The organism is Acidithiobacillus sulfurivorans, assembly GCF_018853815.1.
In the GTDB taxonomy this organism is placed as follows: domain Bacteria; phylum Pseudomonadota; class Gammaproteobacteria; order Acidithiobacillales; family Acidithiobacillaceae; genus Acidithiobacillus; species Acidithiobacillus sulfurivorans.
Genome location: NZ_JAAOMP010000116.1, coordinates 37,183 through 52,605, shown reverse-complemented (window position 1 = coordinate 52,605; position 15,423 = coordinate 37,183). Strand labels below are relative to the sequence as shown.

General features: G+C 51.8%; 17 protein-coding genes and 1 pseudogene. 11 read left to right on the top strand and 7 right to left on the bottom strand.

The genetic code is table 11. The features are described 5' to 3' along the window. Positions 1-40: 40 nt before the first annotated feature. From cheY to HAP95_RS09855, 10 genes and pseudogenes are all read left to right on the top strand, one after another. Positions 41-457 carry a chemotaxis response regulator CheY gene (cheY, locus tag HAP95_RS09895; RefSeq protein ID WP_193650621.1) on the top strand — a complete coding sequence of 139 codons (417 nt, stop codon included), beginning with the start codon at positions 41-43 and terminating at the stop codon, positions 455-457. Further along, a complete protein-coding gene (locus HAP95_RS09890; RefSeq protein ID WP_215884058.1) occupies positions 457-948 on the top strand; it encodes a protein phosphatase CheZ in 492 nt (163 codons plus the stop codon). Before cheY ends, HAP95_RS09890 begins: the two co-directional genes overlap by 1 nt. A gap of 5 nt (positions 949-953) precedes the next feature. Continuing rightward, entirely contained in the window at positions 954-3,047 is a 2,094-nt protein-coding gene (locus HAP95_RS09885) for a chemotaxis protein CheA (RefSeq protein WP_215884057.1), read from the top strand. Continuing rightward, complete coding sequence (locus HAP95_RS09880) at positions 3,047-3,667, top strand: hypothetical protein (protein ID WP_215884056.1); 621 nt, start codon at positions 3,047-3,049, stop codon at positions 3,665-3,667. The genes HAP95_RS09885 and HAP95_RS09880 overlap by 1 nt, the downstream gene beginning before the upstream one ends. Beyond that, positions 3,645-4,394, top strand: coding sequence for an oxygen-binding di-iron domain-containing protein (locus HAP95_RS09875; protein ID WP_215884055.1), 750 nt, complete (start codon positions 3,645-3,647; stop codon positions 4,392-4,394). The genes HAP95_RS09880 and HAP95_RS09875 overlap by 23 nt, the downstream gene beginning before the upstream one ends. A 22-nt stretch (positions 4,395-4,416) precedes the next feature. Continuing rightward, positions 4,417-4,836 (top strand): annotated as a pseudogene (locus HAP95_RS17640) (methyl-accepting chemotaxis protein); the annotation flags it as partial. 15 nt (positions 4,837-4,851) lie between these two features. Next, on the top strand, positions 4,852-5,265 hold the full coding sequence (locus HAP95_RS17635; RefSeq protein ID WP_438263661.1) for a CZB domain-containing protein: 414 nt from the start codon (positions 4,852-4,854) through the stop codon (positions 5,263-5,265). Positions 5,266-5,275: 10 nt separating this feature from the next. Continuing rightward, a complete protein-coding gene (locus HAP95_RS09865; protein ID WP_215884053.1) occupies positions 5,276-6,232 on the top strand; it encodes a chemotaxis protein in 957 nt (318 codons plus the stop codon). 26 nt (positions 6,233-6,258) lie between these two features. Beyond that, positions 6,259-7,602, top strand: a complete 1,344-nt coding sequence (locus tag HAP95_RS09860) for a methyl-accepting chemotaxis protein (protein WP_215884052.1) — start codon at positions 6,259-6,261, stop codon at positions 7,600-7,602. 21 nt (positions 7,603-7,623) lie between these two features. Continuing rightward, complete coding sequence (locus HAP95_RS09855; protein ID WP_215884051.1) at positions 7,624-7,920, top strand: hypothetical protein; 297 nt, start codon at positions 7,624-7,626, stop codon at positions 7,918-7,920. A gap of 265 nt (positions 7,921-8,185) precedes the next feature. Here the strand turns inward: HAP95_RS09855 and rluB are convergent, their stop codons facing one another. The 7 genes from rluB to HAP95_RS09820 all read right to left on the bottom strand — a co-directional run bounded on the left by rluB (position 8,186) and on the right by HAP95_RS09820 (position 14,686). After that, positions 8,186-9,064 carry a 23S rRNA pseudouridine(2605) synthase RluB gene (gene rluB, locus HAP95_RS09850; protein WP_226832707.1) on the bottom strand — a complete coding sequence of 293 codons (879 nt, stop codon included), beginning with the start codon at positions 9,062-9,064 and terminating at the stop codon, positions 8,186-8,188. A gap of 91 nt (positions 9,065-9,155) precedes the next feature. Further along, positions 9,156-10,463: an NAD(P)/FAD-dependent oxidoreductase gene (locus tag HAP95_RS09845; protein ID WP_215884050.1), complete on the bottom strand. Its 1,308-nt coding sequence runs from the start codon at positions 10,461-10,463 to the stop codon at positions 9,156-9,158. 149 nt (positions 10,464-10,612) lie between these two features. After that, the gene (gene scpB / locus HAP95_RS09840; RefSeq protein WP_215884049.1) at positions 10,613-11,110 is read right to left on the bottom strand and encodes an SMC-Scp complex subunit ScpB; all 498 of its coding nucleotides are present in this window, start codon (positions 11,108-11,110) and stop codon (positions 10,613-10,615) included. Then, positions 11,103-11,909: a segregation and condensation protein A gene (locus tag HAP95_RS09835; RefSeq protein WP_215884117.1), complete on the bottom strand. Its 807-nt coding sequence runs from the start codon at positions 11,907-11,909 to the stop codon at positions 11,103-11,105. The genes scpB and HAP95_RS09835 overlap by 8 nt, the downstream gene beginning before the upstream one ends. A 17-nt stretch (positions 11,910-11,926) precedes the next feature. Next, positions 11,927-13,138: a tryptophan--tRNA ligase gene (locus HAP95_RS09830; protein WP_215884048.1), complete on the bottom strand. Its 1,212-nt coding sequence runs from the start codon at positions 13,136-13,138 to the stop codon at positions 11,927-11,929. Continuing rightward, on the bottom strand, positions 13,138-13,797 hold the full coding sequence (locus HAP95_RS09825) for a site-2 protease family protein (RefSeq protein WP_215884047.1): 660 nt from the start codon (positions 13,795-13,797) through the stop codon (positions 13,138-13,140). Before HAP95_RS09825 ends, HAP95_RS09830 begins: the two co-directional genes overlap by 1 nt. Before the next feature lie 262 nt (positions 13,798-14,059). Then, positions 14,060-14,686 (bottom strand): L-threonylcarbamoyladenylate synthase, encoded by a 627-nt coding sequence (locus HAP95_RS09820; RefSeq protein ID WP_215884046.1) that lies wholly within the window; start codon positions 14,684-14,686, stop codon positions 14,060-14,062. Here HAP95_RS09820 and HAP95_RS09815 point away from each other — a divergent pair. Beyond that, complete coding sequence (locus HAP95_RS09815; protein ID WP_215884045.1) at positions 14,685-15,401, top strand: 7-cyano-7-deazaguanine synthase; 717 nt, start codon at positions 14,685-14,687, stop codon at positions 15,399-15,401. The genes HAP95_RS09820 and HAP95_RS09815 overlap by 2 nt on opposite strands. Positions 15,402-15,423: the final 22 nt, after the last annotated feature.

Here is a 15,423-nt window from a genome sequence, read left to right as displayed (position 1 = left end):
GCAACGGGTGGAGTGCGACTCAAGGAGGAGATCAGCATTTATGGGTATTGATCAGGTCGACAAAGGCATCCACATTTTAGTGGTGGATGACTTCTCTACGATGCGGCGCATTGTACGCAATTTGTTGCGCGAACTCGGTTTCAGCAATTTTGATGAAGCCGAGGATGGCGTTCAGGCCCTACAGAAACTGCACGGCAGACCCTTTGATTTCGTCGTTTCAGACTGGAACATGCCCAATATGCAGGGAATTGATCTGCTGCGTGCCATCCGTTCAGATCCACAACTCAAACATATTCCTGTACTCATGGTCACCGCTGAAGCCAAACGCGAAAATATCCTGGAAGCAGCCCAAGCCGGAGTCAACGGTTACATCGTCAAGCCTTTTACGGCCGACACCCTGAAAGAAAAGCTGGATAGCGTGTTCAAGCGTCTTCAGGCGGCTCAGGGAGGCCAGTGATGACCGCACAAAATCCGCTGGATCCTAATCGTCTACTGAGTGAAGCGGAGTTACTGCTGCGTGAAGGCCTGAAGCGGATCGCCAATACCGCCGAAGAAAATTTATCCGGCGCACAAAACCCTCTGGAAGAAGCCCTGCGCTTAACCGAAGAGCAGACCATGGCCACGCTTGCCGCTGTCGAAAGAGCGCAGGATGCGGTAAGCATCATTCGCAATGCGCATAATAGTTATATTGATGAGCCCCTGAAGCATATTGAAAGTGCCTTACTCGTCATTCTGGCCAGCCAACAGGGGCAGGATCTTGCCGGTCAACGGCTGAAAAAAGCCATCACCCTGCTTCAGGCCGTTGAAGAGCGCATACGCCTTACCCTGACAGAAGCCGGTATGGAATCAGCCAGCAATATCGCAGAGGAAAACGCTGCAACCGCCGAGGCTAATCCCAGCATCAATCAGGAAGAAGTGGATAGCTTGCTGGCAGAATTGGGGATCTAAAAAGCATGGATATGGAAATTCTGCAGGATTACTTGCCGGAAGCTCGGGAACTCCTCGAAAAAGCTCAGGATGACACCCTGCGTCTGGAATCCGATCCGAATAATGATGAAGTGCTCGCCTCCGTCTTCCGGGCTTTTCATACCCTCAAGGGGGGTGCCGGATTTCTCGAAGCCGATCATCTCGTCAGCTGGACCCATCATCTGGAAGACCTGTTGGATAAGCTGCGTTCGCATACCCTGGTCATTAATGGATCGATGATTGATGCCATCCTGCGCGGCCTTGACGTGATTGATGACATGCTGCAACAGCTTGCCTGTGGAGAAAACCCCGGGCCAGGACCAGAAGAACTGGGCCAGCTTATTCAGGAACTGGCGGCAGGAAAACGAGCAGAGGGAGTTTCTGTAAATGGACCGATTGAAAGTGACGCAACGCCCTCCCCTCCGCCCTCAGAATCCATGCTATTGGTTAGCCAGCGACCCACAGTTGCTGGTGAAGCCGGACTGTTTCTGGAACGTACGGAATCGGCCTCTTCCAGCGAAACGGCAGCGGATGAAATTACCGACGCAGAATTTGAAGCCACACTGGACGCTCTTTATGGTAACAAGGCTCCCGGGGTTACCAATGCTTCCGATTCCGAGCACTTGAACAGTGACGAAATTTCGCCGGAAGAGTTTGAGCAGGTGCTGGATCAAATGTACGGCAAGCAAGCCCCGGGTTATGAACAGCCTGCCCTTACCACACCCGTTTCTGCAAAATCGACAGAATCAGAACAAGCCGCTGCTGAGATTGCTCCGCCAACACAATCGGTCAGCACAACGACCAGCCCATCCCCGGAAGTGACGAATGCCAGCAAAGTAACGCCACCCGCGCGCAGCGCTGCCGCTGCGCAAGAAGCAGCCGAAACCACATTGCGCGTCGATGCCGCCCGTCTGGACGCCGTAATGAATCAGGTGGGTGAACTGGTTTTGCTCCGTAACCGACTGAGCTCTGCCATCGGCAGCCTCGGCGAAGAAAATGAAGACATGCTGCGCATCGCCCGGGAAGTGGACATCACCGTCAACGACATTCAAAGCACCGTCATGCGTCTGCGTATGCAGCCCTGCAAGCGTCTGTTTCAGCAGTTGCCCAGAGTAGTCCGGGATGCTTCCCGGCAACTCGGTAAAGAAGTCACGCTCGAAATTGTGGGCGAAGACGTGGAAATCGACAAAGCAGTGGTCGATGCCCTGTCTGGTCCAATGACCCATTTGCTCCGCAACAGCCTCGACCATGGCGTTGAGTCACCCGCAGATCGCCAAGCCGCAGGGAAGGCGCGCAGTGCCAAAATCAGGGTTGCGGCTATCCATTTGGGCGATAAGGTGCGTATTGAAGTCTCCGATGACGGGCGCGGCATTGACAGTCAGTTTGTCACCCGGAAAGCGGTGGATAAGGGAGTCATCACTGCAGAGCAGGCGGCTCGCCTCTCGGAACAGGAAGCGGTTGAACTGATTTTCCGCCCCGGATTCTCGACCAATGATCAGGTTACCGACATTTCCGGACGTGGTGTCGGCATGGATGTCGTCAAGGAAACCGTTCGCAAGCTGCGCGGGCGTCTGGATATTGAGACTAAACCAGGTTTAGGCACCAGTATTTCCATGGAGTTTCCTTTGACCATGGCGGTATTACCGGTGCTTTACCTGCGTTTACGGCGGGAAATCTACGCTCTCCCGGTATCCAGTATCGAAAGCCTGCTGGACATCCAGGAAAACCGGATTCATCGCATGAGTGGTCGTAGTGTTTATCGGGTAGACGGTACTGAAGTCATCCCCATGGTAGACCTCGGCAGGCTTCTTCATGATCGCCCCCTCCGTTTAGGATCAGAACCGATAGAGGGGATATTGACAGAGCGTGGCTTGATTATGGTTTCTGAAGTGCTTGGAAACGAGGACTCTGTGGTCAAACCCATTGATTTCCTGGCTGAACAGAACTGGTACCAGGGTGCCACCATTTCCGGAAAAGGCAATGTCGTGCTGATTCTCGATGCCGGCGCTCTGGCTAACCATGTGATTGATCATGGCGGGGATTCGACCATCATAAATATTTCCTGTAAGGGAGCTGCCTGATGGATATTCAGCACATCATGAGGGTCGTCGATGCGTCCTTTGCGGCAAGGCAAAGTATCGAAAAGGCATTGCGTGAAATTGATCGGCGCGCCCTCAATGCCATGGTTCTGGTCAAGCGTCATGGCAATGCCCTGGCTGGTTATGGTGTGGTCGCCCAAGCCTTCCGGGAAAGAGCCGCCATTTTAAAGACATCAGCTTCCCATCTTCAGGAAAGTATCGCGCCACTCATTGAAGCTTATATGCGCATTTTGCAGCATCAGCGTTTTGCGCAATCATTCCAGGAAATGCTCAGTGACAGCCCGCTTCATGGCCAGGCTTGCCCCAATCTGATCAGCACTCAGAACACCTGGCAAAAGATTATCCAGCAGGAAGAAGTTGAAGCTGTCAAAATTTTGGGCCATCTCCTGGAAACGGTTCAACAACTTCAAGAAGGCATTGAAGAACAAGAATATGTGGTCACCAACGGCCGAATCGAAGCGGCACTTGCAGAAAGAACCGGAGCTCCGCTGATGCGGGTTTCCCGGGATATGGGCGAAGCCGTCCGCACCGTCGCGCAGGCGATTCGTAGCTATCGCCATCAATTGGAGAGTCTGGAACATGAAAGCAGCACCCGTCTTTGAAGCAGGCAGCCATCGCTGGTGGATCATTTATGATCAGGACGAACATCGGGTCATTGATTCCAATGTTTATGTCATCGAATCGAACGGACAAAGCATCATCCTTGATCCAGGCGGGTTTGAGATTTTCCCCCAGGTCTTTGCAGCCATGGTGGAGGTCATTCCGCCTTCCAGCCTGAAAGCAGCCTTTGTCTCACATCAGGACCCCGATATTGCTTCCAGCTTGCCGCTTTGGCATGCCTGTAATGATAAAATGGAGTGGTACGTTCCTAAACTCTGGGAAGGTTTTATCCGTCACTATGGTGCCTTGAATGCACCGTTACAAAACATCTCCGATGAAGGCGGAGATGTGATGATTGGAGGGCGGCGGTTAGAATTTATACCAGCCCACTACCTGCACTCTTCAGCCAATTTTCATGTTTATGACCCAGAAGCAAAAATCCTGTTTTCCGGTGATGTAGGTGCCGCATTATTACCCCCCGGCCATGACGCCTGGGTAGATCGAAGGGATAAAACTGGTCGAGCTTTTGAAGAACACATCAAAAAGGCCAAATATTTTCATGAACGCTGGATGCCTTCCAATGCCGCCAAGAAAAACTGGATTGAGCGGGTGAGTCAATTGGATATACAACATCTCTGCCCACAGCATGGGGCTATTTATAGTGGTGACAATGTTAAACGCTTTCTGGACTGGTTCGACAAAATCAATGTCGGTACCGGGATCAATTAACCATCAAGGGGATTAGAGTACTATGGATGAATTTTCGGAAAGCAGCTCCAGAAATGCGACCCAAAATGCGCGTATACTCACCCATACATCCGCTGAAGCTGATTCAGCTATGGAAACAGTCAATAAAAATCTGACCTTACTTACAAAAGCCATTAATGAAAATCATCAGGCTTCACAATCCCTCATGAATCAGGTGGTAGCAATAAGCCGCATCGCCCAGACTATCCGCGAAATCGCTTACCAAACCAACCTGCTGGCATTAAATGCCGCTATTGAAGCCGCTCGTGCCGGAGAGCATGGCCGAGGTTTTGCCGTAGTAGCTGATGAAGTCCGGAATTTATCCAGACGCGTCCAGGATGCCACAGACGAAGTGCAAAACAATATAACAGCTGTCAATTTAACGGCAAAAAATATTGATAGTGCCGCACAGAACAATCAGCAACAGGCGCAGCAATCCATGGATGTAACGCGCAATCTGCAAAAAGAAATAAAAAATTTACGCACTCTAGCGGTTTCCATGACCCTGGATGCCGCCCGTCAAAGTCATGAAACATTAGTTCACCGCCTGCAAAATGCCGTGGGTAATAATGGATCACAAATGAGTCCGGATGATTTGCAGGACCAACATCAATGCGCGCTGGGCTCATGGTATGAAGGAAGTGGGAGACAGCTTCTGGGCAATGAGGCAGAATTTGTCGCCCTGGCCGAACCGCATCGGCAATTCCATCAGGGCGCGCGGGAACTACTGGCTGCACATCAAGCCGGTGATCAGGAAAGGACTGCCCAATTACTGCGCCAGGTCCTGGATAGTCGGGATAATATTTTCCAGCATATGGACGCGCTGAGCGCGATCATTCAAAAAACCTATTGAGGATTGGATCATGAATCAGTTACTGCGGGAAGTTGATGAACGCGCCCAGCTTGCGGGCACCAACAAGTTTGAGCTGCTGGTATTCCGGCTCGGCACGGATCCCAAAATCAATAGCCGCGAACTTTTTGGAATCAATGTGTTCAAGGTCCGTGAAGCGCTGGTCATGCCCAAAATCACGCCCATGCCCGGTGCGCCTGAACATGTGATGGGCGTCGCCAACATACGCGGACAAATCATTCCCGTCATCAATTTACCGGAGGTGGTCGGCTGCAAAACAGATGGATTAAATATCCTGCTGGTTACAGAATATGAACGCTCGGTGCAGGGATTTGCCGTTGAAGATGTCGAAGAAATTGTCCGACTGGAGTGGAGTCGCGTACTTTCTGCGGAGGGTGCCTCAGTGGGCGGCTTGGTCACCAGTTTGGCACGGCTGGATGAAGACGAGGAAACAGCACGCCTGGCTCTGGTGCTGGATGTGGAACACATTCTTCGTCAGGTATTGCCCTCGCGTTTTAAAGCTGGAGATGAGCTCGTGCAACAACATGCCATAGAAATCCCCAAAGGGGCCGTCATTCTTTATGCCGATGATTCTGGTGTCGCTCGCAATCAGATCGAAAAAACGCTGAAAAGTTTGGGCTTGGCTTTTATAGGGACCAAAACCGGCAAGGAAGCATTAGAACGTTTAAAACAGCTGGCGCAAGATGCCAAAACGGCAGGTATCCCCCTGCGTGATAAGGTGGCACTGGTTTTAACTGATCTCGAAATGCCCGAAATGGATGGATTTACACTGACCCGCCAGATTAAAGAAAATGAAGCGCTCCGCGATGTACCCGTCGTCATCCACTCATCGCTATCAGGCACCGCCAATGAAGCTCATGCGCGTAGTGTCAACGCTGATGGTTATGTGGCGAAATTTTTACCCGATGATCTGGCCCGTGCCATCACGAATGTTATTCACTCTCACTAGAAATCTCACCATGACGAGGCTACGCCATGTCCACTGAAAACCATACCCTGCTTTCCCTGTTTTCCGCCTGCCTGGATGGCGATGCAGAAACGGCACAGTTAATTCGAGATGATCCTGAACTCGGAAAAACCATTACGCCGATTTGTGACTGGCAAAAAGCACGACTTTGGCAAAGCTGTAAAGTTCTGGATCATCAAGTTACCGCCCTGGAGCAAACGGCAGAAAGTCACTTGCTAGGTATGGATTTAGAGCAGGATTTACATGCTGCACAGCTGGATAGCCAATCCTTGTATGATCAGGCCGAGGCAGTCATAAAGGCGGTGCGCAGCACGGCAGATAGTATTGGCTCCAACCAATCGCTAGCAGAAGCGACCTTACATGATGTCCAGATGGGAAACGAACGTCTTTCCATGTTGATTGGAGAAATGGATCTGGTTGAGCAAACCGTCACTGACATGGGGGAAACCGTACAGGCTTTTCTGCAACAGACCCGCAATATTACTACGTTGGCGGGCAAAGTGCAGGAAATTGCCAAGCAAACCAACTTGCTGGCTCTCAATGCGGCTATTGAAGCTGCACGCGCCGGGGAACATGGTCGCGGTTTTGCGGTAGTTGCCGATGAAGTAAAAAAACTGGCGCAAAGTTCTGCTCGTGCTGCTGCTGACATACGCAGTTCTGCAACCACCATCAACAAAGGCGCCATACAAGTTGAAACTGGCGTCAGCGCCAGTGTGGAGCATTTGCGTCGTGGCGGAGATGCTCTCGAAACAGTGGCCGAGGTCCTGGGTATGGCCAACCAGTCTGCACAGAAAACCCGTGGAAACATTGAAAACATTGTCAGTGGTAGTGCCCGGGAAGTTGTCGCCGCAGAAAGCATGGGTACACACATGAATGCACTGCAGCAATCCATGGGACAGTTTGCTCAGCAATTCCAGGCCATTCGCCAGTGTCTCGACCATGTTCGTGATGAACTGGCGCACGCCAGTGAAGCGGCCATGCAGGGTGATCCAGCGCTGGCTACTCGACTGACCGTAGTTAAGGCAGACCATGTTTTATGGGTAAGCCGCATTCTGGAAGCGATTACCGATAAAGCCAGTCAAATTGATGTCAACAACATTAAAGACCACCACCAGTGTCGTTTAGGGCAATGGATGGATAGCATGCTGGATACCCCCATCGCTCAATCCGAAGCCTTTATTGCCGTACAGCAGGTGCACCCGCAAGTACATAAGTTGGGCACCGCCATGATTAATGCCTTAAAGAAAGGAGATAATGCCGCTGTTCATACTGGTGCCGATCAGCTGAAAAGTCTCAGCACCATGGTGCAACAACAACTGGATAAACTGCGCGACCATGTCATGGGTCACTGAAAAAAATGGGCATGAAATATCATGGCAAAGGACAAGAAAGAACCAACAACTGATAAGAAATTCAATCCCAAGCGCCGCAGTAGCTCTACTGCCAGCGTAAAAAGTTGGGCGATCACCTGGTTATTGGCCATTATTGCTGCTGAATGGGGATTACTACCACAGCCCTTGGGGTTCGGTGGGGAGCTCCCTTTCTGGATACCTGTGGTTATGGATGTATTACGTTTTTTTGTTATATGGTTCGCAGCACACATCATCACCCGGATAATTTTTGCTGCTTGGGAAATTATCGGCGAGTATTATCAAACTTCAACGAAATAGTTTTACAAAAAAACCTATGGTCTCTGAAAGAATAATAAACAAAACTGTTGTCATCCACGAAATATTCGCATCATGATTTTCCGGATTGACACTCTGTGTCCGAGTATGTTCCTGAATCTCGCTGTTCTGCACTAACCAGGAAGTTTGCCCCTCGTTAACGGGATTACTAGATTGCCTCGCGATTTGCATATGAACACTCTTTCAGTTTTCCGGCTCCATGACAGTAACATAAATAATACAAATGCATCAATAACAATACATTCATTCAAAACTTGGACCGGGAAGAACGGTTCTGAGAAGGCTTCATCGTCGAAGGCGAGGAATCTGCATGCTTCTCTTGTAGGGATTTGCGTGAGCTGTGTGTCTTGGAATCTACCACTCCATGATCGCTCATCGGCCTTGCCGGATTCACCCATTTTACACTAGCCAGCAGATTCTCCCGTTCTTCATCGGGCAACTCATCGAAATAGCCATTCTTGAGTAAACGCGGCATTTCCACCACGCCATAGCGTACTCGAATCAAACGGCTGACGGCCAAACCCAAGGCTTCAAACAGACGGCGCACTTCCCGGTTGCGACCTTCAGCAAGGGTGACGTGATACCAGTGATTGGCTCCCTCACCACCGGCCTCTTCAATTTTGAGGAATCGCGCTTCCCCATCGTCCAGCGCCATACCTTTTAGCAACATGCTTTGTTGCTCGTTACTCAAAACACCCAGAATGCGGACGGCATATTCTCTTTCAATGCCCGCGCGGGGATGCATCAAGGCATTAGCCAGATCCCCATCATTGGTGAGAAGGAGGAGTCCTTCCGTGTTGTAGTCCAGGCGGCCAACGGCCACCCAACGACTGCCACGTAACTTGGGCAAGCGATCAAAAACAGTCGGACGACCATCGGGATCATTCCGGGTGGTCAGCTCCCCTGCCGGCTTGTGGTAACGCAGCACCCGCAGTCGCGGGCGTACCCAGGAGGGAATCCGCAAGGCTTCACCATCTACCGATATTTTGTCCTGGGGCGTGACCCGATCCCCCAGTTTAGCGACCTGCCCATTCACCTGAATACGGCCGGCAGAAATCCATTGTTCCATCAGTCTTCTGGATCCCAGACCAAAGCGTGCCAAAACTTTTTGTAATTTTTCATCCATTTTTCAAAAATCTCCGGACATGCCTCATGGGTAGTTTTAGGATAAAAAACCCCGCGCGAGGCGGGGTCTGATGTTTTACTGCGGGTGATGCTCAGGAAGCTTTACGATGGGGCGGTACTTCTTCCTTGAGGCGGGTGATGCCCATCATCTTGAACAGCACTTTTTCATAGAAAGGTTCGGAAACCCCCATTTTCATTTTGCGAATGAAATACTTTTCAAAGGCTACTTTGGCCAGATGCACCCAGCGACCATAAGCAAATATGTCCACCGTACGGGGACGCAACTGCGGCAGGGCTACGAAGGCTGCGCCGCGATCACCCATGTCGGCAAAGCAGACGGCATTCCAGGTACCCATGGTCTGCTCACCTTTGCGACCTTCCAGATCCGCTTTGATATTGCTTACCGCAGCAGAAACCATGGATTCGATCATGTAGCCGGTCTTGGGGGCACCAGTAGGCACCGGTGTGGCTTCCACCGGAGGAATCGCAATGGCAATACCCGCAGCGAAAATGTTGGCGTACTTCTTGCTGCGCTGATGTTCGTCTACCAGCACAAATCCGCCCGGATTACACAAACCCTCAACACCAGCTACGGCAGGAACACCCTTGAAAGCAGGAATCATCATGCCGAACTTGACTGGCAAGGTGAATTCCTTGGCTACTTCACCCTTGTCATTAACCTGGGTGACGAACATTTTGCCACCTTCTACTTTGGTGACCTTACAATTGGTGTGGGCTTCAATACCTTCTTCCTTGAGTCCCTTGGTCAGGATTCCGGTAGAATCACCAACACCCTGAATACCCAAGTGACCCAGATAGGGCTCACTGGTCACAAAAGTGAAGGAAGGAATTTTGTCACGCATGCCGCGTTTTTTAAGGTCAGAAGCTACAATCATGGCGTATTCGTAAGCGGGTCCAAAACAACTGGCACCGGCCATGGCACCAATCACAATGGGACCGGGTTCAGCCAGAAGCGCCTGATAGTCCTGATAGGCCTTTTCCGCATGGTCCACCGTACAAATGGATTGAATAGGACCATCGTGCGGATCAGAACCTGGCACATTTTCAAAAGCCAGCTTCGGTCCGGTGGTAATCAGCAAATAGTCATAATGCACCTTACTGCCATCAACCAGGACAATTTCCTGACCTTCTGCATCAATTTTTTCCGCCGCTTGAGGAATAAAATGAATGCCCTTGCGTTCTACATAAGGTTTGATCGGGAAAGCAATATCATCACGTTTGGTCCAGCCCACGCCCACCCAGGGGTTAGATGGCACAAACTGGAAATAATCATTGGCGCTGATGAGCGTCACTTCATGCCCGGAACCCAAGGCCTCCTTCATTTCATAAGCTGCGGGCATGCCACCTGTACCTGCCCCTAAAATCACTACATGTGCCATTGGTCTGCTCCTCGTCACATTATTGACCACATCGAACCCAATACGGATGTCGGCCTCTTTTATTAACCGCCATCAACAAATTCCCCAAAAATATGCGACCATATTATCAAGCCGTCAAATAAGTTTTTTCTAATATTAAAATAATCTTTCTATTTACCGGTCATTGCCACAGGCAAATCTTCCAAGGAAGTCAAAGCAAAATGCTGCATAAATTCAGAAGTAGTCGCCCAAAGTGCTGGTCGACCAGGGCTTTCACGATGACCCACCACAGCAATCCAACCAAGTTCCTGTAACTGCTGCATGATACTCGCACCCACCGATACCCCCCGCCAATGTTCAATTTCCGGACGGGTAACAGGCTGTTGATAAGCAATGATCGCCAAAGTTTCCAGTACAGCTTTGCTTAAAGGGCGGGGAGCCTCTACATGCAAACGGGCCAACAAGGCATGGTGGCGAGGATGAATCTGGAGACGATAGCCGCCCGCTACGGCAACCAGCTGCATGGGACCTTCACCAGTGGCCAGTAAAATTTCCAGTGCCGCTTGCCAACCCGCATATTCCGGATCGTCGGCGAAAATGCCAGCCAGCCGTTCCCGCGACAACGGTTCTGCACTGGACAAAAACAAAGCCAGCAAGGCCTCACGCACGCTGCGGAACCTCCATACCCGCAATACTTACCTGCCAGCCATCCTCCCTATCTTCAAGCAGTTGCAAGGCTTCCTGGCGCAACAACTCCAAAATAGCCAGCAAGGACATAGTCAAGGCCTGCCGGCTCAACTCCGGCAACAACTCAAGCAATGACCAGGGACGATGGTCTCGACGACAGCAGAGTAGCACTTCCACCATGCGCTGCCGCAAACCCATGGCCGGGTTGGAAAGCTGATGGACGGGTTGATCGCGACGTACGGGGCGCTGCTGTATACGCAACCAGGCCGCAGCTATATCAATCAGTTCGAGCAGAGGCGGAGACGGGGACAAGTCCTCATAGTGGACTGGATTAACTGTCCAGAAATCCCGCCCTGACTGCGGCAAAGATTGGAGGGCTTCTGCCTGGCCCTGCACCAGCGCCAAGGCTTCAAGACGGCGCACCAGCTCCAGTCGAGGGTCCATTTCTTCGTCATCACGGGTGGGCGGCACCGGAAGCAGCATCCTTGCTTTGATTTCCGCCAACCAGGCTGCCATTAGCAGATATTCTGCTGCCAGCTCCAGATTCCGCCGCCGTGCTTCCTGCAGGTACTGCAAATACTGACGGGTAACTTCTGCCACCGGAATATCGCGAATATCCATACGGTTACGACGGATCAGCCAGAGCAGTAATTCAAGGGGACCGGAAAAGCTGTCCAGGAGTAGTTCCAAGGCATCGGGAGGAATAAACAGGCCCTCGGGTAAGCTGTCCAGCGGCTGACCATTGACCTGCACGGCCTGCCCCATGCCAGCATTCACCATAGTCACGCGAATATCACTCAGTCAAAACCCTGTTCGTGGGCCAGGCCCATAGCGGAGCGCACTTTTTCCATAGTCGGCTCGGCCCTGTTGCGGGCACGCTGCGCACCAGCATGGGCAATTTCCCGCAATTGTGCCGGACGCGCTGCCCAATATTCGGCTCGTTCGCGAATAGGTGCCAGCTCCGCGAGTACCGCTTCGATCACGGGCTGTTTGCAATCGAGACAGCCAATACCCGCGCTGGTGCAGCCCTGACGTACCCAATTTCTGGTTTCCTCATTGGAATATACCTGATGAAATCCCCATACCGGACATTTTTCCGGAGTACCCGGATCAGTACGCATGACGCGCGCCGGATCAGTAGGCATGGTACGGATTTTCTTGCGAATCAGTTCCGGGTCTTCCTGCAAGGGAATGGTGTTCCCATAAGATTTACTCATTTTTTGACCATCCAGGCCCGGCAATTTTGAAGCAGCGGTCAGTAATGCCTGGGGCTCGCGAAGAATTTCACGCCCCTTCCCTTCCAGATGCGCTAATAGCTGCGCCTGCATCAGTGGACTCAGTCCTGACTGTTGCCGGAGAAATTCAGCCGCTTCGCTGACCGCCAACAAATCTCCATTTTGTTGAAAACGCTGTTGCAACTGAGTAAAAGTTTTGACAGCACGCTTGCCCATGGCCTGCAACCCTTTTTCAATCTGCTGCCGGGTTTCCGCATCGCGGCCATAAAAACTGTTGAAACGTCGGGCCAGTTCCCGACTGATTTCCAGATGCGCCACCTGATCGGCCCCTACTGGCACCTGTTGGGCCTCATACAGAAGAATATCCGCCGTCATCAGCAGCGGATACCCGAGGAAACCGAAGGTTGCCAGATCCCGTTCTCGCAGTTTTTCCTGCTGGTCCTTGAAAGTCGGCACGCGCTCCAGCCACGACAAAGGCGTCAGCATCCCCAGCAGCAGGGCTAATTCGGCATGTTGGGGGACATGCGATTGAATAAATAGAACCGCTTTATCCGGATCAATTCCCACCGCCAGCCATTCAACCAGCATATCCCAAACGGCGGTACTGATACCTTCAACGCTTTCATAATGGGTGGTCAGGGCATGCCAGTCTGCCACAAAAAAATAGCACTCGCCCTGATCCTGCAAGCGTACCCAGTTTTTCAGTACGCCATGATAATGACCAATATGCAAACGCCCGGTTGGACGCATTCCAGAGACAATAATTTCTTTCATTATCCAGCACCTACTGCCAGGAAAAAATGATAAACCCATAAAAACAACGGGCCCAGTACGTTCCACAAAATGCCGGTAAAAAGCAGCACAATGAGAATAATAAACCCATAAGGTTCAACCCGGCTGAGGGCAATGCTGGCAGAAGCCGGCAACAAACCTACGGCAACCCGACCACCGTCCAGTGGCGGGATCGGTATCAGGTTGAAAATGATCAGGATGACATTGATGATGATGCCTGCCTCGCCCATCAACTGCATGGGCGTAGCGACATAAGCCAGAGTCCCGGGAAGATGCCCCCCCAACCACAGTATGGCCGTCCAGAAAATGGCCATCAGCAGATTGGCTGCGGGTCCGGCGATGGCTACCCAGACCATGTCCGTTTTGGGCTTCTTCAAGCCACTAAAATTGACCGGCACTGGTTTGGCATAACCAAATAAAAAGGGGGAATGAAACAGCAACAAGATACCCGGCAGGATAATCGTTCCAAAAGGATCAATATGCTTCACAGGATTCAGGGTCAGACGACCCATGAGCATCGCGGTGGGGTCACCTCGCTTCCAGGCCACCCAGCCGTGGGCGACCTCATGCACGGTGATGGCAAACAGCACCGGAATCGCCCAGATCGCAAGGGTACGAACAAAATATGTGAGATCAAACATGGTCGCGAGTATATCAGCAGGAACTACCGGCCACCTAATGCAGCCCATTTGCGGAACCGTTACCCTGGTAACAGCCGTTGGCCGGGAGGCTTTGCCGCGACTTTGGCCCGCGCCGTTGTTGTTCTTGGTGAAATCCTGCGCCCGTCAGGAGAGCTGTTTGAGCCCAAAGGGCGAGTTCTCTCCTGACAGCAGGATGAGCCTTAGAACAACAGGCAAGGGACGTTGGAGCAAAAAGCCTCCCGGCCAACGGCTGTTACCAGGATTATTCCAACCCCAGAGCCGCCGGATCCCCGGCCCCCTTGCGCAGCAACTGCGGTGGCCATTGCAACAAATCAATGATGGTAGAGCATTGGGCACGCCCCTGTTCGGCGAGGATCACCTTATCCACCTGATTTCCGAGCAGCGTGCAAATCTCTTCTGGATCAGTCAGCGGAATATCGGCTTCAGGCAATTGCAGAGTCGAACTCATCAAGGGTTCACCCAACTCTGCCAGGAGCATTTCACAAATGGGATGGGCTGGAATACGCACCCCAATACTCCGCTTTTTGGGATCCGCCAGACGCCGTGGAACGTCTTTGGTGGCTGGCAAAATAAAAGTATAAGGTCCAGGCAAGGCTTTACGCAGCAAAGCAAAAGCGCGGTCATCCAACTTGGCATATTCTGCGAGTTGGGCAATTCCCGGAAAAAGGAGGGAAAGATCATGCTGCAAATCCAGCTGCCGGATACGCCGCAACCGTTCCTGGGCGGCGCGGGCGCCAACCAGACAACCCAAGGCGTAACAGGTGTCTGTCGGGAAAATAATTAACCCGCCAGCCCGTAACACATCCAGTACCGGCTCCAGCAGACGCCATTGAGGATTGACTGGATGCACACTGACGCATGAACTCATGTTATCTTTAATCTCCATGAACACACATACCGAAACCGCAGCGATCATACGCCAGCCCGACCCAATATCGCCAGACCCGATGTCTCTGGACGCGGCCCGGCCCAAAACCGCAAATTGCCTGCTGCTCATGAGCGGCGGTGTAGAAAGTAGCACGCTGTTATTTCAGCTTGCCCAAACTGAGCATCCCCAACCGGTTTTTCTGGACTATGCGCAACGCGCTGCCCAACAGGAGTGGGAAGCCGTGCAGAGACTGAGTGAAATTCAGCAAGTCCAAGCCCAACGCTATGATCTTTCCGCTTTTGGAAATGCCGTTGGCGCCTTGCGCGCTGAACGGTACCATGTCCCCCTGCCCCATCGTAATTTTTTCGCTATTGTCGCCATTGCGACGATTGCCAGCAATTTGAATATTCAACGTATTGTGATAGGTCTCAGCGCTGATGATGCGCAGGTAGATACCTGCTCACGCCCTGCTTTTCAGAATGCCATCACAAACACCCTGAGCACTTTGAATTTGCAACTGGAAACGCCTCTGATTCAACTCAGCAAGGCTGCCATCATACACGAGGGCAATCGTTTGCACGTTCCCTGGAAAAAAACCTATAGTTGCCTGCTGGGACGCGAAAAACACTGTGGTTTTTGTCCTCAGTGCAAGAAAAGACGAGAAGCTTTTGCACAGGCTGGCGCCAATGACCAGGATCTGGGCTATAATTGTTGACCCGATTTCATCCACCCAAAAG

What these genes read in the sequence shown, in the direction of transcription:
- cheY (WP_193650621.1), top strand. Translation starts at nt 41, where the DNA reads ATGGGTATTGATCAGGTCGACAAAGGCATCCACATTTTAGTGGTGGAT.
- HAP95_RS09890 (WP_215884058.1), top strand. Translation starts at nt 457, where the DNA reads ATGACCGCACAAAATCCGCTGGATCCTAATCGTCTACTGAGTGAAGCG.
- HAP95_RS09885 (WP_215884057.1), top strand. Translation starts at nt 954, where the DNA reads ATGGATATGGAAATTCTGCAGGATTACTTGCCGGAAGCTCGGGAACTC.
- HAP95_RS09880 (WP_215884056.1), top strand. Translation starts at nt 3,047, where the DNA reads ATGGATATTCAGCACATCATGAGGGTCGTCGATGCGTCCTTTGCGGCA.
- HAP95_RS09875 (WP_215884055.1), top strand. Translation starts at nt 3,645, where the DNA reads ATGAAAGCAGCACCCGTCTTTGAAGCAGGCAGCCATCGCTGGTGGATC.
- HAP95_RS17635 (WP_438263661.1), top strand. Translation starts at nt 4,852, where the DNA reads ATGGATGTAACGCGCAATCTGCAAAAAGAAATAAAAAATTTACGCACT.
- HAP95_RS09865 (WP_215884053.1), top strand. Translation starts at nt 5,276, where the DNA reads ATGAATCAGTTACTGCGGGAAGTTGATGAACGCGCCCAGCTTGCGGGC.
- HAP95_RS09860 (WP_215884052.1), top strand. Translation starts at nt 6,259, where the DNA reads ATGTCCACTGAAAACCATACCCTGCTTTCCCTGTTTTCCGCCTGCCTG.
- HAP95_RS09855 (WP_215884051.1), top strand. Translation starts at nt 7,624, where the DNA reads ATGGCAAAGGACAAGAAAGAACCAACAACTGATAAGAAATTCAATCCC.
- rluB (WP_226832707.1), bottom strand. Translation starts at nt 9,064, where the DNA reads ATGGATGAAAAATTACAAAAAGTTTTGGCACGCTTTGGTCTGGGATCC.
- HAP95_RS09845 (WP_215884050.1), bottom strand. Translation starts at nt 10,463, where the DNA reads ATGGCACATGTAGTGATTTTAGGGGCAGGTACAGGTGGCATGCCCGCA.
- HAP95_RS09835 (WP_215884117.1), bottom strand. Translation starts at nt 11,909, where the DNA reads ATGGTGAATGCTGGCATGGGGCAGGCCGTGCAGGTCAATGGTCAGCCG.
- HAP95_RS09830 (WP_215884048.1), bottom strand. Translation starts at nt 13,138, where the DNA reads ATGAAAGAAATTATTGTCTCTGGAATGCGTCCAACCGGGCGTTTGCAT.
- HAP95_RS09825 (WP_215884047.1), bottom strand. Translation starts at nt 13,797, where the DNA reads ATGTTTGATCTCACATATTTTGTTCGTACCCTTGCGATCTGGGCGATT.
- HAP95_RS09815 (WP_215884045.1), top strand. Translation starts at nt 14,685, where the DNA reads ATGTTATCTTTAATCTCCATGAACACACATACCGAAACCGCAGCGATC.
- HAP95_RS09820 (WP_215884046.1), bottom strand. Translation starts at nt 14,686, where the DNA reads ATGAGTTCATGCGTCAGTGTGCATCCAGTCAATCCTCAATGGCGTCTG.